This is a genomic window from Microbacterium psychrotolerans (assembly GCF_031085295.1).
GTDB lineage: Bacteria > Actinomycetota > Actinomycetes > Actinomycetales > Microbacteriaceae > Microbacterium > Microbacterium psychrotolerans.
This window is the reverse complement of the sequence record NZ_JAVFWO010000005.1, coordinates 209959-235117: the sequence shown is the minus strand read 5'-3', so window position 1 is coordinate 235117 and position 25159 is coordinate 209959. Positions and strand designations below refer to the sequence as shown.

Genomic DNA, 25159 nt, shown 5'->3' with positions numbered 1-25159 from the left:
GCGCGGGTCAGCTTGTCCGCGCCGCCGCGGGGATCAGCCCTTGTCGGCACCCCCGCCGGCGGCGGTCGCCGTGATGCGCCGTGCCATCCCCGCGAAGATGAACCCGTGGAACGGCAGGACGGCGAGCCAGTACAGTCGTCCCGCCAGTCCTCGCGGGAAGAACACGGCGCGCTGGTCGTAGCGTGAGCCGCCGCGAGCCTCGTCTGCCGAGGCGCGCAGCTCGAGCCACGCGAGACCCGGCACCTTCATCTCGGCCCGCAGGCGCAGCATCCGTCCCGGCTCCAGTGCCTCGACCCGCCAGAAGTCGAGCGCATCCCCCACGGCCAGCCGATCACGGCTGCGCCGCCCTCGGGCGAGCCCGATGCCCCCGACAAGTCGATCCATCCAGCCGCGCACGGCCCACAGCAGCGGTGACGAATACCAGCCGTTCTCGCCGCCGATCCCCACGATGACGCGCCACAGCGCGTCGGGCGACGCCGGCGTATGGGCCGTGCGCACGTCGCTGAACACCACACGACCCGCCCAGTCAGGATCGTTCGGCAGCGGATCGCTCGGGGCGTCGAGCACCCCGGCGTCCTGCCAGCTGGTCTCGATCGCATCGGTCTCGAGCTTGCCGAGCGCCAGCCGCACCGCGGTGCGGTACGAGGTGAGACCGCCCTCCGGCAGCGGGATGAGCTCGTCGATCCCGTGGTCCTTCACGATGCACTCGTTCTGGAGCGACTCGACCAGGGGCCGCGCGATCGCGCGCGGGATGGGGGTCACGAGATTGACCCAGTACGAGGCCAGTCGTGGCGTCAGCACCGGGAGCGCGGCGATCGCACGCTGGCGCAACCCGGCCTCGACGGCGTAGCCGTTCATCATCTGCCCGTAGCGCAGCACATCGGGGCCGCCGATGTCGACGGCGCGGTTCACGTCGGCCGGCAGTCGTGCGGCGCCCAGCAGGTAATGCAGTACGTCGCGCACGGCGATGGGCTGGATGCGGTTGCGCACCCACCTCGGCGCGGGCATGTACGGCAGCACCTCCGTGAGATGGCGCACCATCTCGAACGAGGCCGACCCCGACCCGATCACCACGCCCGCCTGGAGCACGATCGTCGGCACGCCGCTCTCGAGGAAGGTCCGCCCCACCTCGACGCGCGACTGCAGGTGCGGCGAGAGCGTCACCCCGGTCGGGTGCAGCCCGCCGAGATACACGATGCGCCCGACGGATGCCGCGGCCGCCGCGTTCGCGACCGTCTCGGCGGCACGCCGGTCGGTGTCGGCGAACCGCTTGCCGCCCGACATCGAGTGGACGAGGTAGAAGACGACGTCGACGTCGCGCACGGCCTCGCCGACAGCGTCCTCGTCGGCGGCATCGCCACGGAGGATCTCGACGCGATCGCCCCACGGAAACGCCGCCGCTCTCGCGGGGTCGCGCGCCAGTACGCGGACCCGGTAGCCGGCGTTCAGCAGGCGCGGAACCAGCCGCCCGCCGATATACCCCGTCGCCCCCAGCACCAGCGCACGGGGCGGGGTGCCGTCGGGGCGAGGCAGCGCCAGGAGTGCCGGCTCACGACCGGTCGGCGCAGAGACATCGTCCACGGGGGCAGACTACGCGGGCATGCTCCGCACCCGGGCGGGTTGACGCGGGGCCGGCCGTCGCGTAGGTCAGAGGCGCGTCGCGAAGACCTGCGTGCCCTCGGGCGACGGGAGCGGCTCGAAGCCGACCCGGGGATAGAAGGCGATGGCGCCGGTGTTGTCAGCCGAAGCCACCAGGTGGAGACCGGGCACCCCCGCCTCGCGGAGAGCCGCTTCGAGCGTCTCGATGAGCCGGCGGCCGAGGCCCTGACCCTGCGTCTCGGGCAGCAGGTCGATGTGCAGGTGTGCCGGGTACTCGTCACCGAAGGGCTGGGCACCGCCGGCGCGGGCATACGCGTAGCGGAGGATGCCGTCCTGGCGCGAGTCGGTGGCCGTCGGCTCGCCCTGGGGTCGCGGCCAGCGCTCGGCGTGCCGCGGCCACCACTCCGTCGCGAACCACTCCTCGAACGCCGCGGAGTCGGGGGCGCCGACGATGTAGCCGACGACGCGGCCGTCGTCCGTCTCGACCACGAACGCGAACTCGGGGTGATGCGCCGCGTAGGGGAGGACGAAGATCTCGGCCCAGAGATCGTCGTCGTCGAGGATGCCGGTCGCGTCGGCTCCGGCATCCGCTGTCCTCAGGCAGATGTCGACCAGAGCGGGTTCGTCACCGGGGCGGAAGGGGCGGATTCGCGTCACCGGGCGAGTCTATGAGAAACGTCCTCGCTCGCGGCGACGAAGCGCACGTCGGCGGGATCCAGTCGCAGCGCGACCGTATCGTTCGCAGCCAGGCCTGCCGCCCGGTCCGCCGCGACATCGACGGCGACATCCGGATCGGCGGTGCGCACGCGAACGCCGGCGGGCGTCTGCTCCAGTCGAACGATGCGGGCGGTCCACTCCCCCGGCTCGCGCGGCGGTCCGTCGATGATCTGCACGTCGCCCGGCCGGAAGACCGCGGCGGTCTGGCCGGGCGGTTGCGCCGGGCAGGGCAGCACCAGGCCGCCCGCGCGCCAAGTCGCGGACGCGGGCGCTTCGGAGCGCCGTTCATCGCCCGGCCCGCGCGCGGGCTCCGCCGTTCCGATGACGCGGTTGAGTCCCGCCACTGCCGCGGCGAACCGTGTCGCCGGAGACGCGAGCACCTCGCGCACCGGGCCGGTCTGCGTGACGCGGCCGCCTTCGAGCACCACGAGACGGCTCGCGAGCGCGACCGCGTCGACCGCATCGTGGGTCGCGACGACCGCCGTCGTGCGGGTCGCGGCGAGCTGCTGGTGCAGCAGGGCGCGCACGTCACCGGCGGTCTCGGTGTCGAGCGACGTGAGCGGCTCGTCGAGCAGGATCGCGGCGGGCGACGTCGCGAGCGCCCGCGCCAGCGCGACGCGCTGCTGTTGTCCGCCCGACAGCTGCGCGGGACGGCGTTCGCCGAGACCCGCCAGTCCCACGCGTCGAAGCCAGCCGTCGGCTCCGGCCGCCGCGGCGGCCTTCGCCGCGCCGTGCACCCGCAGCCCGAACGCGACGTTGGCGTGCGCGCTGAGATGCGGGAACAGGCGCGGATCCTGTCCGAGCAGCACGACCCCGCGCGCCGCCGGCGCCGTGCGGCGAGGGGCCGAGCCGTCGGCGGCGCGCCGGTCGAGCAGACGGCCGTGCAGCCGGACCTCCCCCTCGCCGAACCCCGTCAATCCGGCGAGGACGCCGAGCAGCGTCGACTTCCCCGCGCCACTCGGACCCATGAGGGCCACGACCTCGCCCGCCCGCACGCTGAGGGTGACGTCGAGCGCGAACCCGCCGCGATCCACGCGGACGCGGGCCTCGAGTCCCTCGCCGGCGCCGGTGGCGGCATCCTCGGCCGCCGCGCCGCTCATCGCGCGCCCCCGCGAACCGCGCCGCTCATCGCGGGGCCTCCGCGCGCCACGCCCGCACGAGCAGCAGCACGCCGACGGCCGTGACGAGCAGCAGCAGCGAGAGCGCCACCGCGGTGCCCTGCGAGACGCCGGCGCCGTTGAACGCCGTGTAGATCGCGAGCGGCATGGTCTGCGTCACTCCCGGAGCGTTCCCGGCGAAGAGGGCCGTCGCACCGAACTCGCCGATCGCGCGCGCGAAGCACAGCACGATGCCCGCGACGAGGCCGGGCGCCGCGAGCGGGAGGGTCACGCGGGCGAGGATCGTCCAGCGCCCCGCGCCCAGTCCGGCCGCCGCCTGCTCGAAGCCGGTGCCGGTGGAGCGCAGCGCCCCTTCGAGGGCGAGCACGAGAAACGGCAGAGCGACGAAGGTCTGCGCGAGGACGACGGCGGTGGTGGTGAACGGTATGCGGATACCCCACTCGGCGAGGATCCCGCCCAGCCAGCTCGTGCGGCCGAACAGGAACAGCATCGCGACGCCGCCGACCATCGGCGGCAGCACGAGCGGCACCGTCACGAAGGCCCGCAGCACGGCAGCCGTCCGCACGGTGCTCCGAGCGATGAGGAGCGCGAGCGGCACGCCGAGGACGACGCAGACCGTCGTGGCGACGGCGCCGGTGGCGAGCGAGAGCCCGAGCGCCGACAGCGCCTGCGGCGAGGTGACGTCGGACCACAACGTCGACCACTCCACCCGCAGCACGAGTGCCGCGAGCGGCAGCACCAGCAGAGCCAGCCCGATCACCGCCGGCACCGCGAGGACGCGGGGCACGAAGCCGGCGCGCTCCTCGTGCGCGCGCACGTCGCGCGCCGCGGTGACGGTCACGGCGCTCCGAACCCGAGCGCCGAGAGGACCCGTCGGCCCTCGTCGCCGAGCACGAATGCGACGAAGGCGTCAGCCGCTTCGGGGTTCGCGCCATCGTTCAGCGCGGCGATCGGATACCGGTTCACGACGTCGTCGGCCCCCGGAACCTCGATCGCGTCGACAGCACTCGTGGCCGAGGAATCCGTCACGTAGACCAGCCCCGCGTCGGCCTCTCCGGCTGCGACCTTGGTGAGGACGGCGGTGACGTTCTGCTCGTAGCTGTCGACGCTCGCCTCGACGCCCGCGTTCGCGAGAAGCGTCGCGGATGCCGCTCCGCACGGCACCTCGGCGGCGCACAGCACCACGGTCCGATCAGCATCCGACAGGTCATCGAGGCCTTCGATCCCGCCAGGGTCGCCCGCGGGAACGACGAGCGTCAGCGTGTTGGTCGCGAACAGCTCTGGATCGCTCGCGAGGCCCGCGTCGACGATCTTCTGCATGTTCGGCTCGTCCGCCGGGGCGAAGACATCGGCCGGGGCGCCCTCGATGATCTGCGTCGCCAGCGTGGACGAGCCGTCGTACGTGAGGGGCTGCACGTGGAGCGACGGATGCCGCTGCTCGAACTGCGTCGCCAACTCGTCGAACGCCGCCCGCAGCGACGCGGCCGCGTAGACCGTGAGTTCTCCGGACAGCTCGAGCTCTGCCGACGTCCCCTCGGGAGATGTCGCGCCCGGATCCCGGTCGACGGCGGCGGCGCAGCCGGCGAGTCCGAGCACCAGGGCGGCGAGGACTGCTGCGGCGCGAATGGTTGCCCCGTGGCGCACGTCAGGCCCTCGGGGTCTCGACGATCACCGTGGTCGCCTTGACCACGGCGACGGCGAGCGAGCCGGGTTCGAGCCCCAGCTCGCGCACCGCCTCGGACGACATGAGCGACACCACGCGGTGCGGACCGGACTGGATGTCGACCTGCGCCATCACGCCGTCGAGCTGTACGCGCGTGACGAGACCGACGAACCGATTGCGCGCACTCGAGAGCACGTCGGCCGGATCACCGGGCGCAGCGGCCAGCTCGACGGCGCGTGCGGCGAGCGCGTCGCCGGGGATCTCGACGGGCGACGCCCCGGTCGTCGGCAGCGTGCCCGCATCGATCCACCGGCGGACGGTGTCGTCGCTGACCGCGAGCAGCCGCGCCGCCTCGGAGATCTTGTAGCTCGCCATATCGTCACGCTATCACCGCGGTTGCGGGTCTTCGACGCGCTCTTCGCCGCACGTGCGGAAATCGAGTCCGTATCGGCGCCCGATGCGCTTCGGCATCGAGCACTTCGCGGCGGAACCGCGGCGAGCACCGGCGCTCGACCCCGCCGCCCCATCGCCGCGCCGGCATCCCCCAGCGCTCGGGCGTCACGACACGCCGCTACCCCGGCGTGGAAGCCACAACTCGTGACACCCGAACGTCCACACCCATGCTCCGGGGTCACGACACGCCGCAACGCCGGCGGCGGCGAAGCCACCACCCGCGACGCCCGAACGTCCACGCAGCCGCGCGTGTGTCACGGCGTCATGGGGGCACCGGCGACCGGGAGTACTCTCGGCGAGATGACGGCGACTCTTCCCGCCGATGCCCACGTGCACAGCGAATGGTCGTGGGACTGCGGCTCGGATCCGGCCTCGCACGGCTCGATGGTCCGCACCTGCGAACGTGCGGTCCGGATCGGACTCGCAGCGATCGTGTTCACCGAGCACCTCGACTTCGAGCGCGACTGGAGAGTCGACGACGGCGACATCGGGGAGCACGCGCAGAAGTACGTCGACGAGAGCGGGCATGTGCGGCTGCCCCCGTTCGACGTCGAGGGCTATCTGACAGCGATCGAACGGTGTCGTCACGACTTCCCCGAACTGCGCATCCTCACGGGCGTCGAATTCGGACAACCGCACCTGCGCGGCGAGCACGCCGCCGATCTGCTCGCCGGCGGGGCGATCGATCGGGTCAACGGGTCGCTGCACATGCTCCCCCTCGACGGTGTCGATCGTGCCGAGCCGACCACGTTGTACCGCCATCGGCCGGCGGACGATGTGATGTGGAGCTATCTCGAGGAGATTCCGCGCATGGTGGCCGGGTCGGACGCCTTCGCAGTATTCACGCACATCGACTACGCCGTGCGCTCGTGGCCGGTCGCGACCGCCGGCCCCTTCGACCCTCGCAGGTTCGAAGGCGGGTTCCGAGCCGCGATGCGCGCGATCGCGGAGGCGGACCGCGCCCTCGAGATGAACACCCGGCGGCTCTGGCCGTGGATCCCGCAGTGGTGGGCGGAGGAGGGGGGCCGCGCGGTCACGTTCGGCAGCGACGCCCACGGACCCGACATGCTCGCCGCGCACTTCCCGGAGGCGACGGCGATGCTCGAGCACTTCGGGTTCCGCCCGGGTGCGCGCGCCGAGGACTTCTGGATCCGCTGATCCTGGGCGGGCCACGCGGCCGATACGGGTGGAAGATCGGAGCATGGCACTCATTCCCGCTCCCATCTCGGCCTTCATCGACGCCACGAACGCCGGCGACTCCGATGCCTTCGTCGCCGCCTTCGCCGAGGACGGCTCGCTCGACGACTGGGGCCGCGTGGCGCATGGGCACGCGGGCATCCGAGAGTGGGATCGCACCGACAACATCGGCAAGCAGTCGCACTTCGAGCTCGTCGACATCGCTGCGGAGGCGCCGCCCGAGACGTACCTCGTGCACCTCGCGGTGACCGGCAACGGGTTCAACGGCACCAGCCCGTTCCGCTTCACCCTGCGCGACGGCCTGATCCGGAGCGTGGTCATCGTTCCCGATTGAAGCTCGGCAGAGGCTGTCGATCGGGACGACGTTCGATCGTCATCCCAGTGAGCGGCCACCGCCCGGGCCATACTCTTCACAGCTGCGGCGGCCGAGATCGGAGCCATCATGTCGGACAAGACGGGGACCCTGGACATCCGCTTCACCGCCACCCTGGGCAAGGCTCAGCCAGGAGACACCTGGACCTGCGTGAAGCTGCCTGACTCCGCCGCGATCTTCGGCACCCGCGGACTCGTCAAGGTGGCGGGCACCGTGGATGGCCACCCCTTCGAAGGCGCCTTCATGGCGCTGGGCGACGGGACGCACAAGCTCCCGATCAACGCCGACGTCAGAAAGGCGATCGGCAAGACCGACGGCGACTCGGTGGACGTCCACCTCACCCGGCGCCGCTCGTAGCACTCGAGATTCCCCGCCGTCGAGGCCGCGCACGCAGACGCGTCAGTCGGCGGGTGGGCGGCGCAGCCGCTTGACGTCGGTGCGCCGCTTCTTCTCGTTCAGGCGCCGCTCCTTGGCGCTCCGGGTCGGACGCGTGGGTCGTCGCGACGGCGAAGGCGGCCGCAGCGCGTCGGCGACGACGGCGGCAAGCCGTGCGCGTGCGGCATCCCGGTTGCGCAGTTGCGCGCGATGCTCGGATGCCGCGATCGTCAGCACCCCGTCGACGAGGCGACCGCTCAGCCTCGCGAGCAGCCTCTCGCGCTGATGCGGCGACAGCACGGCCGAGCGTGACGCATCCCAGAGCAGCTCCACCCGCGAGTCGGCGGTGTTCACCCCCTGCCCGCCCGGTCCGGATGACCGGGAGAACCGCCAGGTCAGCTCGGACTCGGGAATGGTGAGCCCGGAGCCCACCCGGAGGCCGGGACGGTGGGCAGCGGGCATGGGTCCATCATCCTCTTGCGTGCGGGGCATCGTTACAGGGTCGTTGTGCAGCGTCGCTCCGGCGCCTCTTAGCGTCGGTAGCGGAGGTGCACACGATGCGACGTCTGACGGCGGTCGCGGCTCTCGCCGTGAGCCTGATGCTCGCCGGCTGCGGGGTGATTCCCGGACTCGGCACCGACCCGCGCGTCGAGGCGACGCCCGTTGCGACGGTGGCATGCCCGCAGACCTTCGAGGAAGGGCACGCCGAGGCGGGACTGGTGCCGTCGGATTTCCCAGCGGTCGCGGTCCTGCGGTGCGATCCGTACGCGTCTCGGGAGGATGCCGACGGCGTCTGGTCCGGGGCGCTTCTCGAACGCCTCGAGGGAGAGCTGGAACCCGTGCTCGCGGCTCTGGCGTCTCCCAGCGACGCGCGTTCCCTGGGGCCGTGCACCGCGATCGGCTTCCTCTCCCCAGAGCTGTGGGTGGAGGACGCCCAGGGGCGCGTCGTACGCGTGGCAGTCCCGTCCGACGGGTGCGGGGCGCCGAAGCCCGTCGGCTTGGACGAAGCGCTCGCTGCCCTCACGGTGGTGGACGAGACCTTCACGCCCGACTCGCTGGTCGAGTCCGCGGCGGCGACGACTGCGGGATGCGCCACGCAGGCGAGCATGCTCGTCATCGCCGGCCTCGATGAGGGGAGCGGTCTTCTCGCCGAGACCGGCCTGCCCGACGACCAGGTGATCGGCGAGGACGCGGTCATCCCCTATGAGCCTCCGGCATGGCCAGAGGTCGCCACGGTCGACGGAGCGCGGCTGTGCGACTACGTCGCCGGAGTGGGGTCGACGAGCTCGCCGGCGGTTGCGGGCGAACCGAATGTGTTCGCCGGTTTGCGCGAACTGGCCGCCGCCGAGGCGCAAGCCGTGCTCGCGGACGCTCGGCTGGCTCCCGAGACCTCCTCGTGCACGGACGCGGCTACGAGGTGGGTCGTCGTGCACCCGAGCCTCGTGAGCGGGCGATCACAGCCGTTCACCGTCGAACTCGACGGCTGCCGGCGGCTGGTGGACCCGGCTTTCCGGCCTCGAACCGCGTCGCCGGAGCTTCTCGACCTGCTGACGCCGGCGGGCTGACGGTCGATAGGGTCGGGAGATGGCGCAGCCGAGCGGCAAGGAACTGGCGGGGTGGATGACCGCGGGACTTCTCGTCCTCGCGGGAGCGGTCGCGATCGTCATCGGGGCTTCGACGCCGGCATCGTTCGGCTGGTTCGCATACCAGCCGCTCGCCGATGTCGCCTTCACCCCGGGCGGGGACTTCGTCTTCGTCTCCCGCGTCACGATCTTCGGGTTCGCGGCGTTGAGCCTCGGGCTCATCACGCTCGCGTTCGTCGGCGGCTGGCGTCTGGCCCGGCGATCAGCCGCCTGAGCGCACGACGGGGCGTGTTCCGGTTCCCCGACGAGCGCGACCCGGCATCCTCGTGCGACTGCAGCCCCCGGCGCAAGCCCCCTCGCTTCTTCCACGTGCCTGCCTAATCTCGCCAGCAGGGAGATCTCAGACGCGGCAGCCGTGGACCCGGTGGGCGGCGTCGCCATCCGCGGGGAGGAAACATGTCCGAGCAGCAGGCGCACCACCAGGTGCTGGTGATCGGCGGGGGCAACGGCGGTATCTCGGTCGCCGCGCGATTGCGGCGCTCGGGCGTCGACGACATCGCCATCGTCGAGCCGCGCGAGCAGCACCTGTACAAGCCGTTGTTCTCGCACGTCGCCGGCGGCACGGCGCGCGCCGGCATCACCGTCCGCTCGCAGCGAGAGGTGATGCCGAAGGGGGTGGAGTGGATCCAGGATGCCGTCACCGCCGTCCAGCCCGACGCGAACGCCGTCCTGCTCGAGAGCGGTGAGCGCATCACGTTCGACCAGCTCATCGTGTGTCCGGGCATCCAACTCGACTGGGGCCGCGTGCCAGGACTTGCCGAGGCGATGCAGACGCCGGCGGCGGCATCCCACTACGAATTCGAGCTGGCGCAGAAGGCGTCGCTGCTTCTGCGCGACCTCAAGGAGGGCACGGTCATCTTCACGCAGCCCGACGGACCCGCCTCGTGTGCGGGCGCCGCACAGAAGCCGATGTACCAGGCCTGCGACTACTGGCGTGCCACCGGCGTGCTGGACAGGATCCGGGTCGTGATGGTGGTGCCGACCGAGACCGCGTTCCTGGCGCCGTTCGACCGCGAGCTGGAGCGCAAGATCGAGGAGTACGGCATCGAGCTCCGCACCCGCTCGGTGCTCCTCCGCGTGGACTCCGCCACGCAGGAGGTGGTGATCGGCGGCCCGGACGGGCCCGAGCACCTGCACTACGACGTGCTCAACGTCGAACCGCCGCAGTCCGCACCGGATTGGCTCAAGGCGTCGGTGCTGCCGGCGCCGGGGGCATCGGGAGGCTTCGTGGAGGTCGATCCGCGGACGCTGCGGCATCCGCGATTCCCCCATGTCTGGGCTCTCGGCGACGCCGCGGCGACCACGAACTCGAAGTGCGGCGGCGCGCTGCGCAAGCAGACGTGGGTGCTGGCCAGGAACCTCTCGAGGGTGCTCCGCGGCAAGGAGCCGAAGGCGCGCTACGACGGCTACGCAGTGTGCCCGTTCACGGTCTCGCGGTCGACGGTCGTGTGGGCGGAGTTCGACGATGCCGGCAAGCAGAAGCCGACCATCCCGTTCTTCCGGCGGATGTACCGGGAGAGCCGGCTGTCATGGGTCTTCGACCGGCACGTCCTGCCCTGGGTGTATTGGAACCTCATCCTGACCGGGCGCGTCTGACCCTGCCCGTCCCGACGGCCGTCGGCGCGTCGGACATGATCGGGTGGGCGGCGCCCGACCCCCGATGCACGCGGCGTAGCCTGTCGCTATGGCCTTTCCCCCACTCGTCGAGCCCCTCGCCGAGCTGACCGATTCCGAACGCACGCGCACCGCGCGGCACCGCGTGCTCGCCGGCTTCGGCGACGTCGCGCAGCGCCGCCTCGCCGCCGCCCACGTCGCGGTCGTCGGTGCGGGCGGCCTCGGCTCCCCCGCCGTGCTGGCGCTCGCGGCCGCCGGCGTCGGCACCCTCACGGTGATCGACGACGATCTGGTCGAGGCATCCAACCTCCAACGGCAGGTGATGCACCGGGTGGCCGATGTCGGTGCCGCCAAGGTCGAATCCGCCGTGCGCATCGCCGCCGACCTCTCGCCCACGACCGTGGTGCGGCCGGTGCAGGCCGTGCTCACGTCCGCCAACGCGCGCGAGCTCCTCGCCGGCGCGCACGTCGTCGTCGACGGCACCGACACGTTCGAGACCCGCGAGGCCGTGGCCGCCGCGTGCGAGGACCTCCGCGTTCCGCTCGTGTGGGGCGTCGTGCAGGAGTTCCACGCGCAGGCGACGGTGTTCTGGTCGGCGCCGCCCGCCGGCGCTGAGCCCGTCCACCTCGCCGATCTCTACCCGCCGGATGCCGGACGCGAGGCCCCCACCTGCGCACAGGTCGGCGTGCTCGGCGCCCTCTGCCTGCAGGTCGGTGCGCTCCTGGCCACCGAGACCATCAAGCTCATCACGGGCGTCGGCGACCCGCTGCTCGGACGCGTGCTGGTGATCGACGCCCTCCGCGCCCGGGCCGACGAGGTGCCGCTGCGTCCTGCGGAGGTCCGTTCGGTCAGTTCCGCAGCCCCCGCCGCGGGCGAGTCTGCCGCGCCCCAAGACGTCGCGGCCGGCTCGTCGGACGCGACCGCCGGCTCGCAGTCGGTTCCCGAGCCCGCCCGCCCCGCACCCATCCCCCAGCTGACTCCGGCCGAGGCGCTCGCCGCGCAGCGTGCGGGGGCGGTGCTGCTGGACGTGCGCGAGCCGTTCGAGACCGCGCGCGGCGTCATCCCCGGCTCGACACTCCTGCCGCTCGGCGATGTGCTCGCCGAGCCGCGGCGAGTGGAGGCTTCGCGCGTGGTCGTGGTGTGCCAGGTCGGCATGCGCGCGCAGCGCGCGGCGGCGGCCCTGCGTGCCGCGGGGATCGAGGCATCGGTCCTCGCCGGCGGCATGGACGCGTGGAGCCGCGACGCGGCCGGCGCGACGGTGCGCGCGTGAGCGGGTTGCGCATGGTCGAGGAGCACCTCGCCGATGTGCTCGCGGCCGCCGAACCGCTGGAGACCGAGCGCGTCGCCCTCGCCGACGCGCACGGCCGCACGCTGCGCGAACCGGTGCGGGCCGCCGTCGACATCCCGGTGTTCGACAACTCCGCGATGGACGGGTTCGCGGTGCACTTCGAGGATGTGGCCGCCGCACCGGCGACGCTCCGCGTCGTCGCCGACCTCCCCGCCGGCACCGACGCCGACCCGGCACTCGCCCGGGGCGAGGCCGCGCGCATCATGACGGGGTCGGCGGTCCCGACGGCTGCCGATGCGATCGTCCCGTTCGAAGACACCGCCGGCGGGCTCGCGGACTCCCTCGGCGCGATCTCGGTGCAGAGGGCCCCGCGTGCCGTGGGCGCCCACATCCGTCGCGCCGGCGAGGACGCCCGCGCCGGCGACGAGGTGCTCGCCGCCGGCGGACTGCTCGGCCCCCTGCAGGTCGCGGCCGCGGCGGCAGCGGGCGTCGCCGAGGTCGTGGTCGCACGTCGACCGCGTGTCGCCGTCATCTCCACGGGGAGCGAGCTCGTCGAGCCCGGAGCCCCGCTGCGACGCGGGCAGATCCCCGAGTCGAACAGCGTGCTGCTCGCCGCCCTCGCCAGCGAGGCGGGCGCCGACGTCGTGCGCCGCGCCAGCGTTGCCGACGAGGGCGGGGCGCTCGACGCCCTGCTCACCGAGGTGACGGACCCCCGGTCCGCGGATCGCGCGGACGTCGTCATCTTCTCCGGCGGTGTCAGCGCGGGAGCCTACGAGGTGGTCAAGACCACGCTCGCCCACACCATGGTCTTCTCGAAGGTGGCCATGCAGCCCGGCAAGCCGCAGGGCTTCGGCCGCCTCGGCGAAGGCACGCTGCTGTTCGGGCTTCCGGGCAACCCCGTCAGTGCGGCGGTCTCGTTCGAGGTGTTCGTGAGGCCGGCGCTCCTGTGCCTTCAGGGTCGCCGGGTCATCGAGCGCCCGGTCATCGCGCTGCGGGCGGGAGCCGGCTGGCGCACCCCTCCGGCGCGGCGCCAGTACCTGCCGGTCACGATCGACCGCTCCGACCCGGCGGCCTGGCGCGCCGTCCCGGCGACCAGCGGCGGATCCCACCTCGCCGGCGGACTCGGCCGGGCAGAGGCGTACGCCGTCGTGCCGGCCGAGATCGACGCGGTGGCGGCGGGCGATGTCGTCGATGTCATGCTGATCTCATGAGCACGCCCGAACCGCCGACCTTCACGCACCTCGACGACGCGGGGAACGCGCGCATGGTCGATGTCACGCTGAAGCAGCCGACCGTGCGCTCCGCGACCGCTCGCGCGTTCGTGCGCTGCGCGCCCGACGTGGTCTCCGCACTGCGCGACGGGTCGGTGCCGAAAGGCGATGTACTCGCGGTCGCTCGCATCGCCGGCATCCAGGCGGCCAAGCGCACCCCCGAACTGCTGCCGCTCGCACACGTCATCGGCGTGCACGGCGCTGCGGTCGACCTGGCCGTCGAAGACGACGGCGTCGCGATCGAGGCGACGGTGCGCACCGCCGACCGCACCGGCGTCGAGATGGAGGCGCTGACCGCGGTCTCGGTAGCGGGGCTCGCCGTCGTCGACATGGTGAAGGGGCTCGACAAGGGCACCTCTATCGAGAACGTGCGCATCGTCACGAAGACCGGTGGCAAAAGCGGCGACTGGCACCGCCCGGGCGAGAGCTGATGCCCGACCGGCGACCCGTAGTCCCCACCGGCCTGGGCGCGATCCTGCTTGCCGGCGGCCGAGGCTCCCGCGTGGACGGCGCCGTCAAACCGCTGTTCGAGGTGGGCGGGCGCACGCTGCTGTCGGCGGCGGTGACCGCGGCGACGGATGCCGGCGCCCGCCCTGTCACCGTCGTGGCACCGGTGCTCGACGAGAACCTTCCCGTCGAATGGGTGCGCGAAGATCCGCCGTTCGGGGGCCCGGTCGCCGCCGTGGTCGCGGCGCTCGCATCCTGGCCGGCGGAGGACGACCCGGAGTGGACTCTCGTGCTGGCCTGCGACCTCCCCCGCATCGATGCGGCCGTCCGGCGGCTGGTGGACGATCTGCCCCTGCTCCCCGCCGACACCGAGGGGCTCTGCCTCGGCGACGCGTCGAGCCGACCCCAGTGGCTGACGGCCGTCTACCGCACGCGGGCGCTGCGTCAGGCGGCATCCGCTCTGCCTGCCGGAGGACGTGACCAACCCGTGCACAGGCTCGTCGCGGACGTGGCGATCGCCGTCGTCGCCGCGCCCGACGACCTGACCCGCGATGTCGACACGTGGGAGGATCTGAACGAGGCCCGCGCGCGGGCCGACCACGCGCACCCCAGCCTGGAGGAGTCGCCATGAGCGAGCAGTCCCGCACCCTTCCCCCGGAGGCCCTCGACGCCTGGGCCGCCGCGCTGCGCGAGCGGTTCGATCTCGCGCCCGAAGACGTGCCGGTGTCGCTGATCCTCGATCTGGCGCGCGACGTGGCGATCGGCGTGGCACGTCCCGCGGCGCCGTTCAGCGCATTCGTGGCCGGGCTCGTAGCGGGTCGCAACGGCGGTTCTCCTGCCGACATCGAGTCCGCCGTGGCCGCGATCACCGCGCTTGCGGGCGAGTGGGAGCACGAGGCCTGATGGCCGTCGTCCGCTACTTCGCCGCCGCGCAGGAGGCGACCGGCCGGGACTCCGAGCGCCGCTCCGAGGCGACGCTCGGCGAACTGCGGCGCGCCGTATCGGAGGAGTTCCCCGGGCTGGGCGGCATCCTGCCCCGCTGCGCCGTGCTCGTCGGCGGCGCACGCGTCGACGACGACACGCCGCTCGGCAGCGACGACACGGTCGACGTGCTGCCGCCCTTCGCCGGCGGCTGATCCCTTCCCGCGATTCGAGGGCGACGGTCCTCGGCCTCTGCGCTCAGCCCCCGAGGCCGAGCCAGGTGGCGGTGCCGTCGGATTCGACCTGACGCTTCCAGACCGGCAGGTCGGTCTTGATCGTCTCGATGAGCGTGCGACACACCTCGAACGCCTCCGCGCGGTGTGCTGATGCGACCGCGATCACGACCGCGGCGTCCCCCACGTGCAACGTGCCGACCCGGTGCGACACGGCGACGAGCGCACCGGTGGCCCCGATCGCCGCGGCAGCCAGGCGGGCGAGCGCGGCTTCGGCGTCAGGATGTGCCGAGTACTCGAGGGCGACGACGGCGGTCGCGGCATCCGGATCATGATCGCGCACGCGACCGACGAAGGTCGTCACGGCGCCCATGCGGGAATCGTCGACGGCGTGCAGGTGCGCGTCGAGGTCGAGCGGCTCGGCTCTGATCGCGGCCACCCGCACCGCGTCGGTCGTCACGGTCATCAGTGGTCCCCTCCGCCCAGCTGGTCCAGCACGTGTCGGGCGACCGACAGCACCACCGGCATCCCGTCGGCCACGCCGCCCGGGGACCCGGGCAGGTTGACCACGAGCGCGGCATGCGGGTCGACGACGCCGGCGATCCCGCGCGTGAGCATGCCGGCGGGCTTGTCTGCCGCACCCCGTCGGCGCAGCTCTTCGGCGATGCCCGGCACCTGGCGGGTCACCACGCGGGCGGTGCCCTCCGGCGTCTGGTCTCGCGGCGAGACGCCCGTGCCGCCCGTGGTCACGATCAGCTTCACGCCGGCGACGACCTCGGCGGTCAGCGCGCGCTCGACGCTGTCGGCGCCGTCCGGCACCACGACGGCGTCGGCGCAGTCGAAGCCGGCCTCCCGCAGCGCCGCGACCGCGATCGGTCCACTGGTGTCGGGGCGCGTTCCCTCGGCGGAGCGATCGGAGACGGTGATGACGGCGGCGCGGGTCATGCCTCCAGCCTAGGCACGCGCCGGGCTCTCAGGTGCGGCGTGCGAGTCGCACCACGACGGACTTCGACGTCGGCGTTCCCGACACGTCCGCGACGGAGTCCAGGGGCACCAGCACGTTGGTCTCGGGATAGTACGCGGCGGCGTTGCCCCGGGGCGTGCGGTACGCGACGATGCGGAACTCCTCCGCCCGCCGCTCCTCGAGCGTGCCGTCCGGCCGCCGCCACTCCGACACGAGGTCGACGATGTCGTCCTCGGCGAAGCCCAGCGCGACGATGTCCTTGGCGTTCACCAGCACGACCCGGCGTCCGCCGTGGATGCCGCGGTACCGGTCGTCCTTGCCGTAGATGGTGGTGTTGTACTGGTCGTGCGAGCGCACCGTCTGCAGCAGGAGGCGCCCGCGGGGGATCCGCGGATACTCCAACGGGTTCACGGTGAAGCGCGCCTTGCCGTCGGGCGTCGCGAAGCGGCGCGCATCGCGCGGCCCGTTCGGAAGGTGCAGCGTGCGGCCCTTGTCGATGCGCTCCTCGTAGTCATCGAACCCCGGGATGACCCGCGCGATATGGGCGCGGATGAGCGCGTAGTCCGCCTCGAGCGCCGCCCAGTCCGCGTGCGGCACATTGGACGGACGCCGCAGCCCGGCCGGATCGGGGCCGTCGGTGCGGGCCTCCTCGCGCGGCGACCGCTCGGGATACCCGCGGTCATGACGTGTCGCGTCGGCAACGTGTGGCGCGGCATCCTGTGCGACGAGCGGAGGGGATGTGTCCAGCGGAGGATCGGATGCCGCGAAACCGTCCTCCGTTCGTGACATCTCCTCCCCACGTGACGACATGCCGGCCACGGCGCCGTCGCCGAAGACCAGCGCGCTGAGCCGGGCGACGATCGCGACCTCGCTGAGGAGCTCCTCGGACGGCGGCGCGAGGCGGCCGCGGGAGGCGTGGACGGCTCCCATCGAGTCCTCGACGGTGACCCGCTGCTCGCGACCGCCGCGGCGGTCGCGGTCGGTGCGCCCGAGCGTCGGCAGGATGAGGGCGCGGCGCCCGGTGACGACGTGGGAGCGGTTGAGCTTCGTGGAGACGTGCACGGTGAGCCCGACGCGCGACATGCCCGCCTCGACGACCTCGGTGTCGGGGGTCGCCGAAACGAAGTTGCCGCCCATGCTCATGAAGAACCGCACGCGGCCGTCGCGCATCGCGCGGATCGCACCGACCGTGTCGAAACCGTGCTCGCGCGGGGCGGCGAAGTCGAACTCCGCGTCGAGGGCGTCGAGGAACGCCGTCGACGGCTTCTCGTAGATGCCCACGGTGCGGTCGCCCTGGACGTTGGAGTGCCCGCGCACGGGGCACACGCCCGCGCCCGCGCGGCCGATGTTGCCCTGCAGCAGCAGCAGGTTGACCACGTCGCGCAGTGTCGGCACCGAGTGCTTGTGCTGGGTGAGTCCCATCGCCCAGCAGACGATCGTCGCCTTCGACGTGCGCACGGTCTCGGCGACGCGTCGCAGCGACTTCTCGGGAAGACCCGTGGCGGTGACGAGGTCGCGCCACGAGGCATCCGCCATGGCCTGACGGTAGGCCTCGAAGCCGCTGGTGTGCGCGGCGAGGAACTCGTGGTCGAGCACACCCCCGTCGGCCTCCTCCGCCTCGAGGAGGTGCTTGCCGATCGCCTGGAACAGCGCCTGATCGCCGCCCAGGCGGATCTGCAGGAACTGGTCGGCGAGCTTGGTGCCGCCGAACGCGACGCCTCGGACCGTCTGCGGGTTCTCGAAGCGCAGCAGTCCGGCCTCGGGCAGCGGGTTCACCGCGATGATCGTCGCCCCGCGCTGCTTCGCCTTCTCGAGCGCGGACAGCATACGGGGGTGGTTCGTGCCCGGGTTCTGCCCGGCGACGATGAGCAGGTCGGCCTCGTGGATGTCGTCGATCGAGACGGTGCCCTTGCCGATGCCGATCGTCTCGGTCAGCGCCGAGCCGGAGGACTCGTGGCACATGTTGGAGCAGTCGGGCAGGTTGTTGGTGCCCAGCCCCCGCACCAGCAGCTGATACAGGAACGCCGCTTCGTTCGACGTGCGGCCCGACGTGTAGAAGACGGCCTCATCAGGATCGTCCAGCGCCCGCAGCTCATCCGCGACCAGGGCCAGCGCATCGTCCCACGAGATGGGGCGGTAGTGCGTCGCCCCCTCCTCGAGCACCATCGGGTGGGTCAGCCGCCCCTGCTGGCCGAGCCACCAGTCGTCGTGGCCACGCAGCTCGCCGAGTGAATGCGCGGCGAAGAAATCCGGGCCGATACGGCGCAGCGTCGCCTCCTCGGCGACCGCCTTGGCGCCGTTCTCGCAGAACTCCGCGATGTGGCGCTTGTCCTCCTCGGGCCAGGCGCAGCCGGGGCAGTCGAACCCGTCCTTCTGGTTGACGCGCAGCAGCGTCTGCACCGACCGCGCCACACCCATCTGCTCGTTCGCGATCTCGAGCGCGTGCAGAATCGCGGGCACGCCGACGGCGACCCTCTTGGGCCGTGACACGTGCACGCGGGTCTCGTCGATATCGGCTCTCGGGGGCTTCGTCGCCATACCTCCAGGCTATGCCTCGCGAGACCGTCGAGGGTGCCTCACGACGCACGAGCAGCACGCCTTCGAATGACGGATGCCGGCGGCCGCCGGCATCCGTCCCTGCGCGTCGTACCGCGTGCTCAGCCGCCCCACCACGCGCGCGCGGTGCCGCGCAGGTCGTCCCGCGCCACGGCGCCATGCCCCGGCGCCGACACCGATGCCCGGGAGTCGGCCGATGCGGCCCGGTTGTCGCCCATGACCCAGACGGCACCGTCGGGCACGGTGACGCGGAACGGGACGTCGCCACCCGGCCGCACCGCGCCGGCATAGGCCTCGTCGATGGGCGCTCCGTTGAGGAGCAGCCGGCCGGTTCCCGCCTCACAGCACACCACGACGTCGCCGGCGACGCCGACGACCCGCTTCACGAGGAGCGCGCCCTGCGTACCCGACCACCCCTCGCGGTCGACGAGGAGCACGACGTCCCCGCGCCCGGGCGTGCTCCACCGGTCGAACAGCACCGTATCGCCGCTGTGCAGCGTCGGGTTCATCGAGTCGTTGCGGACCGCCGCGACACCGAAGGCCGCGGTGAGCGAAAGGGCTGCGCCGACGGGGATCAGGAGGGCCGCGAGCCAGACGAGCGCTCGTCGCCGGTCTCCGAGCGCCCGTCGCCGGGCCCCGGCCGATCGGCGGAGCACGGCCGACCCGGCGACGATCGTCATGGCGCCTCGGCGAGCAGCGCCGTCATCGCCGCGATCTCACGCTGCTGCTCGACGAGCACGTGCTTGCCGGACGAGCGCACGTACGCATTGGTTCCCTCGCGGACGGCGCTCTCGGCCATCTCGAGCGCGCCCTCGTGATGGGCGATCATCAGGTCGAGGAACAGCCTCTCCGCGGCGTCGCCCTCGGCCGCGTCGAGCGCGGCGAGCTGCTCGGCGCTCGCCATGCCCTTCATCTGCGTGTGCGGGTGGTCGCCGCATCCGGTCGGCACCGCTCCGGCGGCAGGCTGTGCACCGCCGTGACCGTCATGGCCGCCGCTCGAACCGCCGGCGGGGATCGCGCCCCGCCACGCGTTCTGCCATGCCCGCATCGTCTCGATCTCGGCGGTCTGGTCGGCCACGATGAACTCGGCGAGCGCACGCGTGCGCTCGCGGACGCCGGAGGCGTCCAGCACGAGGCCGCTCAGAGCGAGCGCCTGTTCGTGGTGCGGGATCATTCCCTCGATGTAGCAGTGATCCTCGACGGTCGGGTAGGCGGCGGTCGCGGCATCCGTCCTCGCCCCCGTGGAGGCGGCCTGCGGCACCGACTCCTCACTCGTCGTCAGGCTGAGCCCCACCGCCCCCGCCGCCACGATGGCGGTCGACAGGGCAAGCACGACGCCGAAGGCGGCGATCCGACTGCGCATGGGGACGTCCTTTCAGCTCCGGATGCCGCGGGCGGGTGCTTCCGCGACGAAGGGTTCCCGCGGGGCGACGCGACCGGCGCGCCGCCCCGCGGGCGGGGATCAGGCCGTGGCCCGTCCCTTGGCCGCCTGCTGGCGGCGCAGGTGCCACGACGTGGCCGCGAGTCCGGCTCCTGCCACCAGGAGCAGGAGGCCCGACAGCGCCCAGTTGTTCGCGTCGGTCCCGGTCGTCGCGAGTGCGCCGAAGATCGCCGCGGGCGACGCGGACGCCACCGTGAACGATCCCTGGGCGACGGCCGACGAGGTCTGCCCGGTGAGGACGAGCGAGTGCTCGCCGGCCGGTGTGTCGGACGGCACGACGAACTGGACGCTCACGACGCCTTCGCTGTCGGCGACGAACGTGCCGACGTCGACGGGGTCGGAGTGCATCACGGCGCTCACGGTCTCACCGGGGGTGAAGCCGCTCGCGGTCGCCGACTGCGCGGCACCGGGGGCGACCTCGGCGCTGCCGAAGGTCACCGGCGCGGCGGCGGGCGGCGTGGAGCCCCCGTTGCCGTTCCCGTTGCCATTGCCGTTCCCGTTGCCGTTCCCGTTGCCATTGCCGTTCCCGTTGCCGTTGCCGTTGCCGGACTCGGTCGGCGTCGGCGTGGGCTCCGTGGTGGGCTCCGTCGTCGGGGTGGGCGTCGGCGATGCCGTCGGCGTCGGCGTGATGTTCGGGTTCGGCACCCCGCGCATGTCGCCGTTGACCCACTTGCGGCCCTCGGGGATGTTCGGGTTCTGCGCCGCGAAATCACGTGGGTAGAGGGTGAAACCCTGCCAGTGGATCGGCATGGGGCTCTGGTCCTCGTCGCGGTTGATGTGGTGGAAGCCCACGTTCACCCACGCCACGGGGTCCTCGAGCGTCTCGCCGTCGGCGATGTAGTCGGTGACCATCTGCCCCGCCTTCGACGGGATGAGGTTGTGGCTGGCGTGGATCTCGTCCGACTTGGCCGACGTGAACGCGATGTCGTAGTCGGTCTCGGGGTTGAGGTTGTAGGCCTGGTCGCGCGGCACGATGATCTCGTACGAGCGGGCGTGCCCGTCGGCGTTGATGCTCTCGGGGTTCACGACCCGGTACGCCTCGCGGTTCGAGCCCATCGTCTTGGTCTCGTTGGTGATCTGCGTGAGCTGCGTCTCGAGGATCGCCGTGTGGCCGGTGTCGCCCGTGGTGCCGTACTCGCCGGTCGGCGTGGTCGCGAACTTCTCGACCAGCTGGGTGGCGCCGGAGTCGAGGCCGAAGTCCACGCGCCAGAACGCCGAGTGGTAGTGGTTGACCGCGAAGTCCTCCTGGCCCGGGGCGATCGGCCACCCCTGATTCACGACGTCGACGTAGTCGTTGGGCGACAGGTCGCCGGTGGCGCCGAGGCGCACCGAGATCTCACCGTCGTCGTGGAACCGGTACTCGGTCTGGTACTCGTACCAGCCGATGCGCGACACGCTGTGCAGCACGAGATCGGTGCCCTGCGCGGCGTACAGCGCGTCATTGGTGATGTTCGAGCGGTAGGCGAGGCCCGAGTCCTCTTCGCCGATGCACACGGCCGGGATCTCGCCGCGGGTCGCGTCTACCCACGCGCTGTGCACCTCGCCGACCGGGCAGTCGACCGCCGCGATGGCCTGCAGGCGACGCCCACCGACCTGGTAGGTGGTCACGTCGTTGTACTCGGTGGCGCCGGTGTCGTACGGCACGTTGAGCTGGGCGAGCGCGATCGAGTCGAGCACGAGGATCGGCGCCGCGTCGTCGCGCGGCTGGTACGCGATCTTGTCGAGGACGAGTCCGCGGTAGGTGTCGAGGCGCCAGCACATCTGCCAGCTGGAGCCGGATTCGAGGGTCTTCGAGACGAGGGAGTCGCCGGAGCAGGATGCCTCGGTGACCGTCTGGGCCGAGGCCGCCGCCGGTGCGGACAGCACGAGGCCGCCCGCCAGCAGCGCCATCGCGGTGCCCGCGCCGAGCAGCCGGCGAAGGGGGTTTCGTTTCATCGGGAGGGTCTCCATGGTCATGAGATGGACAGGACGGCCCGCGTCGACAGGTTGACGACGAAGGTGCTGGTGGTGAGGAACGCGCCCCCGTCGACCTGTGCGAGCACTTGCACGCACCGGTCGACGCCACACGACTCGGCACCGAAGGATCCGGCATCCGTGACGAACGAGTGGGCGGTGAGGAGGACCTCGGCGGATGCCGGGGTCAGGACGGAGCCGCCGGTGAGTGCGGCGAACTCATCGACGACGGGCTGCGCCGCGTCGGAGTCGAGCAGCAGCTCCCACGCGAGCGAGGTCTCGGCGTCCGTCGGAGCGGGCTGCGTACCCGAGGCGCGGTCCACGGCCTCGACCGCACCGGTCGTCGCGTTGACGATCATGCTGACCGTCTCGTTCGTGGCGTAGTCGTAGTACAGCGAGATCAGGCGCCGCTGTCCGTCGGAGTACGCCTGCGGGTCGGCCACGTCGGTGGAGAGGAACTGCAGTCCCGGCTCGCCGAACACGTCGACGCCGGCCGCGAACGCCGCGTCCTGTGCACCCACGAACCGCACGTACTCGACCTCGGCTCCCGAGAGAGCGTCGTAGGCGGCCGCGATCGTCGCGGGCTTGGCGACCTCCTCGGCCTTCTCGGGCGCGTCCTCGTCCGTGCTGTCGGCGGCGATGGGGGTGGATGCCGTGGTCTCGGGCGACGAGGTCGCCTGCACCGCGGTCTGCGTGGCGAAGACGAGTGCCACGGCGGCGGCCGCGGCGGCGACCGCGGAGCCGATGCCGAGGACGCGCGGTGTGAGCAGTCGGCCGCGGAGTGTCGGCCGCTGCCGCGAGGGGGGCGGCGAGTCCCCCTCGGGGGTGAGCTGTTGTTCGGTCACAGGGTTCCTTTCGAGGGCGATGACGCGGCTCGCACCCGCGTCGGGGCCGATCCTTCTCCCGCCCCGTTTCGCCGTCGTACAGGGTCGCGAACACCGAGCGAAATCCCGATGAGACGCCGCCGGCCGATTCCGGCCCGCTGATCTCACCTCGTGTCACGAGGCCGAAACACGGACCGCCGTTTCCGGCAACGCAGGGCCGGTAGCGTCGCGGCCAGCCGCACCGCGGCGAGCGCCGGGCACCGAGGAGGACGCGTGAGCACTGCACTCGCGGACGCGATCGAGCGGGCCCGGCCGAGGAACGACCTCGGGTCAAGCTCGCCTTTCGCGGGACTGCGCCGTCGCCACGCCCGCACGATCGACGTCGTCGCGCAGTCCGTGGCGGCCACCGCGCCCGCCGGCGTCCTGCTGATCCACCCGGCCGCCGCCTACGCGCGCAGCGGATCGTTCGCATTCCTCGACATCGCGATCACGATCACCCTCGTGGTGGGCGTCGGGCTGGTGATCGGCATGTTCGCGCGCCGCATCGCCAGCACGGGCTCGCTCTACACGTTCGCCGCGCGCGGCCTCGGCTCCCACGTCGGCCTGGTCACCGGAGCCGCCCTGGGCATCGGCTACCTCGCCGTCGCGGTGAACACGTTGGCGTCGGGCTCGCAGCGACTCGCGAATCTTCTCGGCGGCGGCACCGCTCCCCCGTGGCTCGTGGTCGTCCTCGTCACCGCGTTCGGCGGCATCATCGCCCTGGTGGTCGCCCGCGGACTCAGGATGTCGACCCGCATGCTGCTGGTGCTCGAGTCGATCGCGGTGCTGACGGTGCTGGTGCTCTCGATCGCGGCCCTCAGCCTCACCCGGTGGGATCTGGGGCTGCTCGTCCCCCGCCCGTCGGACTTCTCGCTCGAGGCGATCATCACCGGCGTCGCCTTCGCCCTCATCGGATTCGTCGGCTTCGAGAGCGGCGCCGCTCTCGGGCCGGAGACGCGGCGTCCGTTCGCCGCAGTGCCGCGCGCGGTGATGGTGAGCGTGGGGGCGACAGGCCTGGTGATGCTGGTCGGGACGGCCGCGCAGCTGTCGATCGTGGCGGAGCGGCCGGGCGCGGCATCCCTCGCGGCGGTGACGGGCCTCTCCGGCCTCATCGACGTGATCGTGGCGATCTCCTTCCTCGCCTGCGCCCTGGCGATGACGAATGCGGCGACGCGGCTCGGGTTCGCGATGAGCCGCGAGGGCCTGCTGCCGGCGGTCTTCGGCCGGGTCTCGGCCCGGGGCGTGCCCGCGGTCGCCGGCGTGCTGCTGACGACGGTGGTGACCGCGGTGCCCGTCGCGATCCTCGCGGTCGGCGGCAGCCGGCAGGACCTGCGGATCGTCACCTCGCCCGCGTCGATCATCGGCTTCGTGCTGGCTTACGCACTCGTGTGTGCGGCGGCGCCGGTCTTCCTCGCGCGCATCGGCGAGCTCACCGTGCGCGCGGTGGCCATCAGCGCACTCCCCCTCGCGGGCCTGTTGTGCGTGCTGGGGTTCTATCTCGCCGCGACGCTGCGAGACAATCCCGGCGGGCTGCTGTGGGCGGCGGGGATCCTCGCCGTCGTCGTCGGCGCCGGCTCGCTGCGGCTGGCACGTCACCCTCGCGTGGCGGCGCGGATCGGCGTGCACGACTGGCCGATCGACTCGGACTGCATCGAAGGGCCGGCCCGGAGGTGAGCGGCGCGGGTCTCGCGGGCGACACCCGGCTTCCGGAGAAGGGCCTCGGCCTCGCGCTGGAGATCCTGGAGCAGGTCGCGCGCGACGACCGCGGCGCGTCGGCGGCCGAGATCGCCCGCGCCGTCGGCGCCCCGCGGGCGACGGTGTACCGCGTGGTCAATTCCCTGGTCCGCGACGAGTACCTCGTGCGGCGACCGGACTTCTCGGGGTTCCTTCTCGGCACACGCGTGCTCGAGCTCGCCGCGATCGTGGGCGCGCGCACACGACCGGCCCACGCCGCGGTCGTGGAGCGCCTCCGCAGCGAGACGGGCGAGGCGGTGCACCTGTTCGCGTTCCACCGCTCCGGGCTGCTGGTGATCGATGAGGACGCCGCCCAGCCGCTGTCGGACCCCGACGTGCTGCTCGCCGACCCCACTCGATCGGCGATCGGACACCTCTGGCTGGTCGCGCATCCCGACCGGCGTCTGCCGCAGGCGCCGAGCTGGCGGATCGACGCGGCGTCCGGCGATGTCCGCGCCATCCACGAGGCGTACGCGGTGCGCGGCTACACCGAGCAGGTCGCGCTGCTCAGCAGCGACCGCGGGTGCCTCGCCGTGCCGATCCACGACCACGCCGCCCGTCCGGTCGGAGCGGTGACCCTGTCCACCTCGATCTCGCGGCTCTCGGTAGCCGCACGCCACGTCGGCGCGCTGCGGGACGCGGCGCGCGCACTGGCCCCGATCGGCGCCCTCAGCGACTGGTGACGCCCCGGCGCCACAGCGTCGCTCGAACCAGACGGCGTCGACATCGAGCCCGG

Annotated in this window: 28 protein-coding genes; 14 read left to right on the top strand and 14 right to left on the bottom strand. The window is 72.5% G+C overall.

Features of this window, described 5'->3' with window-relative positions; all coding sequences use genetic code 11:
• Positions 1 to 33: 33 nt before the first annotated feature.
• The 6 genes from Q9R08_RS16970 to Q9R08_RS16945 all read right to left on the bottom strand — a co-directional run bounded on the left by Q9R08_RS16970 (position 34) and on the right by Q9R08_RS16945 (position 5472).
• Positions 34 to 1581: an SDR family oxidoreductase gene (locus Q9R08_RS16970; protein WP_308869324.1), complete on the bottom strand. Its 1548-nt coding sequence runs from the start codon at positions 1579 to 1581 to the stop codon at positions 34 to 36.
• Positions 1582 to 1647: 66 nt separating this feature from the next.
• Positions 1648 to 2256 carry a GNAT family N-acetyltransferase gene (locus Q9R08_RS16965; RefSeq protein WP_308869323.1) on the bottom strand — a complete coding sequence of 203 codons (609 nt, stop codon included), beginning with the start codon at positions 2254 to 2256 and terminating at the stop codon, positions 1648 to 1650.
• A complete protein-coding gene (locus tag Q9R08_RS16960; RefSeq protein WP_308869322.1) occupies positions 2253 to 3416 on the bottom strand; it encodes a sulfate/molybdate ABC transporter ATP-binding protein in 1164 nt (387 codons plus the stop codon). Before Q9R08_RS16960 ends, Q9R08_RS16965 begins: the two co-directional genes overlap by 4 nt.
• A 25-nt stretch (positions 3417 to 3441) precedes the next feature.
• Positions 3442 to 4275, bottom strand: coding sequence for an ABC transporter permease (locus Q9R08_RS16955; protein WP_308869321.1), 834 nt, complete (start codon positions 4273 to 4275; stop codon positions 3442 to 3444).
• The gene (gene modA, locus Q9R08_RS16950; protein WP_308869320.1) at positions 4272 to 5078 is read right to left on the bottom strand and encodes a molybdate ABC transporter substrate-binding protein; all 807 of its coding nucleotides are present in this window, start codon (positions 5076 to 5078) and stop codon (positions 4272 to 4274) included. The genes Q9R08_RS16955 and modA overlap by 4 nt, the downstream gene beginning before the upstream one ends.
• A 1-nt stretch (position 5079) precedes the next feature.
• Complete coding sequence (locus Q9R08_RS16945; RefSeq protein ID WP_308869319.1) at positions 5080 to 5472, bottom strand: TOBE domain-containing protein; 393 nt, start codon at positions 5470 to 5472, stop codon at positions 5080 to 5082.
• Positions 5473 to 5850: 378 nt separating this feature from the next.
• On the opposite strand from Q9R08_RS16945, the gene Q9R08_RS16940 reads away from it, so the two are divergent.
• From Q9R08_RS16940 to Q9R08_RS16930, 3 genes are all read left to right on the top strand, one after another.
• The gene (locus Q9R08_RS16940; protein WP_308869318.1) at positions 5851 to 6708 is read left to right on the top strand and encodes a PHP domain-containing protein; all 858 of its coding nucleotides are present in this window, start codon (positions 5851 to 5853) and stop codon (positions 6706 to 6708) included.
• Between the two features lie 43 nt (positions 6709 to 6751).
• On the top strand, positions 6752 to 7081 hold the full coding sequence (locus tag Q9R08_RS16935; protein WP_308869317.1) for a nuclear transport factor 2 family protein: 330 nt from the start codon (positions 6752 to 6754) through the stop codon (positions 7079 to 7081).
• A 108-nt stretch (positions 7082 to 7189) separates the two neighbouring features.
• Positions 7190 to 7477, top strand: coding sequence for a DUF1905 domain-containing protein (locus Q9R08_RS16930; protein ID WP_308869316.1), 288 nt, complete (start codon positions 7190 to 7192; stop codon positions 7475 to 7477).
• Between the two features lie 42 nt (positions 7478 to 7519).
• Here the strand turns inward: Q9R08_RS16930 and arfB are convergent, their stop codons facing one another.
• Positions 7520 to 7957 carry an alternative ribosome rescue aminoacyl-tRNA hydrolase ArfB gene (arfB, locus tag Q9R08_RS16925; protein ID WP_308869315.1) on the bottom strand — a complete coding sequence of 146 codons (438 nt, stop codon included), beginning with the start codon at positions 7955 to 7957 and terminating at the stop codon, positions 7520 to 7522.
• Positions 7958 to 8052: 95 nt separating this feature from the next.
• On the opposite strand from arfB, the gene Q9R08_RS16920 reads away from it, so the two are divergent.
• From Q9R08_RS16920 to Q9R08_RS16880, 9 genes are all read left to right on the top strand, one after another.
• The gene (locus tag Q9R08_RS16920; protein ID WP_308869314.1) at positions 8053 to 9060 is read left to right on the top strand and encodes a hypothetical protein; all 1008 of its coding nucleotides are present in this window, start codon (positions 8053 to 8055) and stop codon (positions 9058 to 9060) included.
• Between the two features lie 19 nt (positions 9061 to 9079).
• Positions 9080 to 9352 (top strand): hypothetical protein, encoded by a 273-nt coding sequence (locus tag Q9R08_RS16915; protein WP_308869313.1) that lies wholly within the window; start codon positions 9080 to 9082, stop codon positions 9350 to 9352.
• 182 nt (positions 9353 to 9534) lie between these two features.
• Positions 9535 to 10734 carry an NAD(P)/FAD-dependent oxidoreductase gene (locus tag Q9R08_RS16910; protein WP_308869312.1) on the top strand — a complete coding sequence of 400 codons (1200 nt, stop codon included), beginning with the start codon at positions 9535 to 9537 and terminating at the stop codon, positions 10732 to 10734.
• A gap of 88 nt (positions 10735 to 10822) precedes the next feature.
• On the top strand, positions 10823 to 12022 hold the full coding sequence (locus tag Q9R08_RS16905; protein ID WP_308869311.1) for a ThiF family adenylyltransferase: 1200 nt from the start codon (positions 10823 to 10825) through the stop codon (positions 12020 to 12022).
• Positions 12019 to 13251 (top strand): molybdopterin molybdotransferase MoeA, encoded by a 1233-nt coding sequence (locus Q9R08_RS16900; protein ID WP_308869310.1) that lies wholly within the window; start codon positions 12019 to 12021, stop codon positions 13249 to 13251. Before Q9R08_RS16905 ends, Q9R08_RS16900 begins: the two co-directional genes overlap by 4 nt.
• Complete coding sequence (gene moaC, locus Q9R08_RS16895) at positions 13248 to 13742, top strand: cyclic pyranopterin monophosphate synthase MoaC (protein WP_308869309.1); 495 nt, start codon at positions 13248 to 13250, stop codon at positions 13740 to 13742. Before Q9R08_RS16900 ends, moaC begins: the two co-directional genes overlap by 4 nt.
• Positions 13742 to 14389, top strand: coding sequence for a molybdenum cofactor guanylyltransferase (gene mobA / locus Q9R08_RS16890; protein WP_308869308.1), 648 nt, complete (start codon positions 13742 to 13744; stop codon positions 14387 to 14389). Before moaC ends, mobA begins: the two co-directional genes overlap by 1 nt.
• Entirely contained in the window at positions 14386 to 14661 is a 276-nt protein-coding gene (locus tag Q9R08_RS16885; protein WP_308869307.1) for a DUF6457 domain-containing protein, read from the top strand. The genes mobA and Q9R08_RS16885 overlap by 4 nt, the downstream gene beginning before the upstream one ends.
• Positions 14661 to 14894 (top strand): MoaD/ThiS family protein, encoded by a 234-nt coding sequence (locus Q9R08_RS16880; protein WP_308869306.1) that lies wholly within the window; start codon positions 14661 to 14663, stop codon positions 14892 to 14894. Before Q9R08_RS16885 ends, Q9R08_RS16880 begins: the two co-directional genes overlap by 1 nt.
• Positions 14895 to 14937: 43 nt before the next feature.
• Here the strand turns inward: Q9R08_RS16880 and Q9R08_RS16875 are convergent, their stop codons facing one another.
• The 7 genes from Q9R08_RS16875 to Q9R08_RS16845 form a co-directional block, all read right to left on the bottom strand.
• Positions 14938 to 15378 carry a molybdenum cofactor biosynthesis protein MoaE gene (locus tag Q9R08_RS16875; RefSeq protein ID WP_308869305.1) on the bottom strand — a complete coding sequence of 147 codons (441 nt, stop codon included), beginning with the start codon at positions 15376 to 15378 and terminating at the stop codon, positions 14938 to 14940.
• Positions 15378 to 15857, bottom strand: coding sequence for a MogA/MoaB family molybdenum cofactor biosynthesis protein (locus Q9R08_RS16870; RefSeq protein ID WP_308869304.1), 480 nt, complete (start codon positions 15855 to 15857; stop codon positions 15378 to 15380). Before Q9R08_RS16870 ends, Q9R08_RS16875 begins: the two co-directional genes overlap by 1 nt.
• A 28-nt stretch (positions 15858 to 15885) precedes the next feature.
• On the bottom strand, positions 15886 to 18414 hold the full coding sequence (locus tag Q9R08_RS16865) for an FdhF/YdeP family oxidoreductase (protein ID WP_308869303.1): 2529 nt from the start codon (positions 18412 to 18414) through the stop codon (positions 15886 to 15888).
• Positions 18415 to 18533: 119 nt separating this feature from the next.
• The gene (lepB, locus tag Q9R08_RS16860) at positions 18534 to 19112 is read right to left on the bottom strand and encodes a signal peptidase I (protein ID WP_308869302.1); all 579 of its coding nucleotides are present in this window, start codon (positions 19110 to 19112) and stop codon (positions 18534 to 18536) included.
• Positions 19109 to 19795 (bottom strand): DUF305 domain-containing protein, encoded by a 687-nt coding sequence (locus Q9R08_RS16855; RefSeq protein WP_308869301.1) that lies wholly within the window; start codon positions 19793 to 19795, stop codon positions 19109 to 19111. The genes lepB and Q9R08_RS16855 overlap by 4 nt, the downstream gene beginning before the upstream one ends.
• A 99-nt stretch (positions 19796 to 19894) precedes the next feature.
• Positions 19895 to 21808, bottom strand: a complete 1914-nt coding sequence (locus Q9R08_RS16850) for a copper amine oxidase (RefSeq protein WP_308869300.1) — start codon at positions 21806 to 21808, stop codon at positions 19895 to 19897.
• 17 nt (positions 21809 to 21825) lie between these two features.
• Positions 21826 to 22671, bottom strand: a complete 846-nt coding sequence (locus tag Q9R08_RS16845; RefSeq protein WP_308869299.1) for a hypothetical protein — start codon at positions 22669 to 22671, stop codon at positions 21826 to 21828.
• Between the two features lie 252 nt (positions 22672 to 22923).
• On the opposite strand from Q9R08_RS16845, the gene Q9R08_RS16840 reads away from it, so the two are divergent.
• Positions 22924 to 24363, top strand: a complete 1440-nt coding sequence (locus tag Q9R08_RS16840; protein ID WP_308869298.1) for an APC family permease — start codon at positions 22924 to 22926, stop codon at positions 24361 to 24363.
• Positions 24360 to 25106 (top strand): IclR family transcriptional regulator, encoded by a 747-nt coding sequence (locus tag Q9R08_RS16835; protein WP_308869297.1) that lies wholly within the window; start codon positions 24360 to 24362, stop codon positions 25104 to 25106. The genes Q9R08_RS16840 and Q9R08_RS16835 overlap by 4 nt, the downstream gene beginning before the upstream one ends.
• Positions 25107 to 25159 lie beyond the last annotated feature (53 nt).

Excerpts from the sequence above, each read along its gene's own strand:
- Q9R08_RS16960 (WP_308869322.1), bottom strand. The coding sequence starts at position 3,416 with ATGAGCGGCGCGGCGGCCGAGGATGCCGCCACCGGCGCCGGCGAGGGA.
- Q9R08_RS16945 (WP_308869319.1), bottom strand. The coding sequence starts at position 5,472 with ATGGCGAGCTACAAGATCTCCGAGGCGGCGCGGCTGCTCGCGGTCAGC.
- Q9R08_RS16940 (WP_308869318.1), top strand. The coding sequence starts at position 5,851 with ATGACGGCGACTCTTCCCGCCGATGCCCACGTGCACAGCGAATGGTCG.
- Q9R08_RS16935 (WP_308869317.1), top strand. The coding sequence starts at position 6,752 with ATGGCACTCATTCCCGCTCCCATCTCGGCCTTCATCGACGCCACGAAC.
- Q9R08_RS16930 (WP_308869316.1), top strand. The coding sequence starts at position 7,190 with ATGTCGGACAAGACGGGGACCCTGGACATCCGCTTCACCGCCACCCTG.
- arfB (WP_308869315.1), bottom strand. The coding sequence starts at position 7,957 with ATGCCCGCTGCCCACCGTCCCGGCCTCCGGGTGGGCTCCGGGCTCACC.
- Q9R08_RS16920 (WP_308869314.1), top strand. The coding sequence starts at position 8,053 with ATGCGACGTCTGACGGCGGTCGCGGCTCTCGCCGTGAGCCTGATGCTC.
- Q9R08_RS16915 (WP_308869313.1), top strand. The coding sequence starts at position 9,080 with ATGGCGCAGCCGAGCGGCAAGGAACTGGCGGGGTGGATGACCGCGGGA.
- Q9R08_RS16910 (WP_308869312.1), top strand. The coding sequence starts at position 9,535 with ATGTCCGAGCAGCAGGCGCACCACCAGGTGCTGGTGATCGGCGGGGGC.
- Q9R08_RS16905 (WP_308869311.1), top strand. The coding sequence starts at position 10,823 with ATGGCCTTTCCCCCACTCGTCGAGCCCCTCGCCGAGCTGACCGATTCC.
- moaC (WP_308869309.1), top strand. The coding sequence starts at position 13,248 with ATGAGCACGCCCGAACCGCCGACCTTCACGCACCTCGACGACGCGGGG.
- mobA (WP_308869308.1), top strand. The coding sequence starts at position 13,742 with ATGCCCGACCGGCGACCCGTAGTCCCCACCGGCCTGGGCGCGATCCTG.
- Q9R08_RS16885 (WP_308869307.1), top strand. The coding sequence starts at position 14,386 with ATGAGCGAGCAGTCCCGCACCCTTCCCCCGGAGGCCCTCGACGCCTGG.
- Q9R08_RS16880 (WP_308869306.1), top strand. The coding sequence starts at position 14,661 with ATGGCCGTCGTCCGCTACTTCGCCGCCGCGCAGGAGGCGACCGGCCGG.
- Q9R08_RS16875 (WP_308869305.1), bottom strand. The coding sequence starts at position 15,378 with ATGACCGTGACGACCGACGCGGTGCGGGTGGCCGCGATCAGAGCCGAG.
- Q9R08_RS16870 (WP_308869304.1), bottom strand. The coding sequence starts at position 15,857 with ATGACCCGCGCCGCCGTCATCACCGTCTCCGATCGCTCCGCCGAGGGA.
- Q9R08_RS16865 (WP_308869303.1), bottom strand. The coding sequence starts at position 18,414 with ATGGCGACGAAGCCCCCGAGAGCCGATATCGACGAGACCCGCGTGCAC.
- lepB (WP_308869302.1), bottom strand. The coding sequence starts at position 19,112 with ATGACGATCGTCGCCGGGTCGGCCGTGCTCCGCCGATCGGCCGGGGCC.
- Q9R08_RS16855 (WP_308869301.1), bottom strand. The coding sequence starts at position 19,795 with ATGCGCAGTCGGATCGCCGCCTTCGGCGTCGTGCTTGCCCTGTCGACC.
- Q9R08_RS16850 (WP_308869300.1), bottom strand. The coding sequence starts at position 21,808 with ATGAAACGAAACCCCCTTCGCCGGCTGCTCGGCGCGGGCACCGCGATG.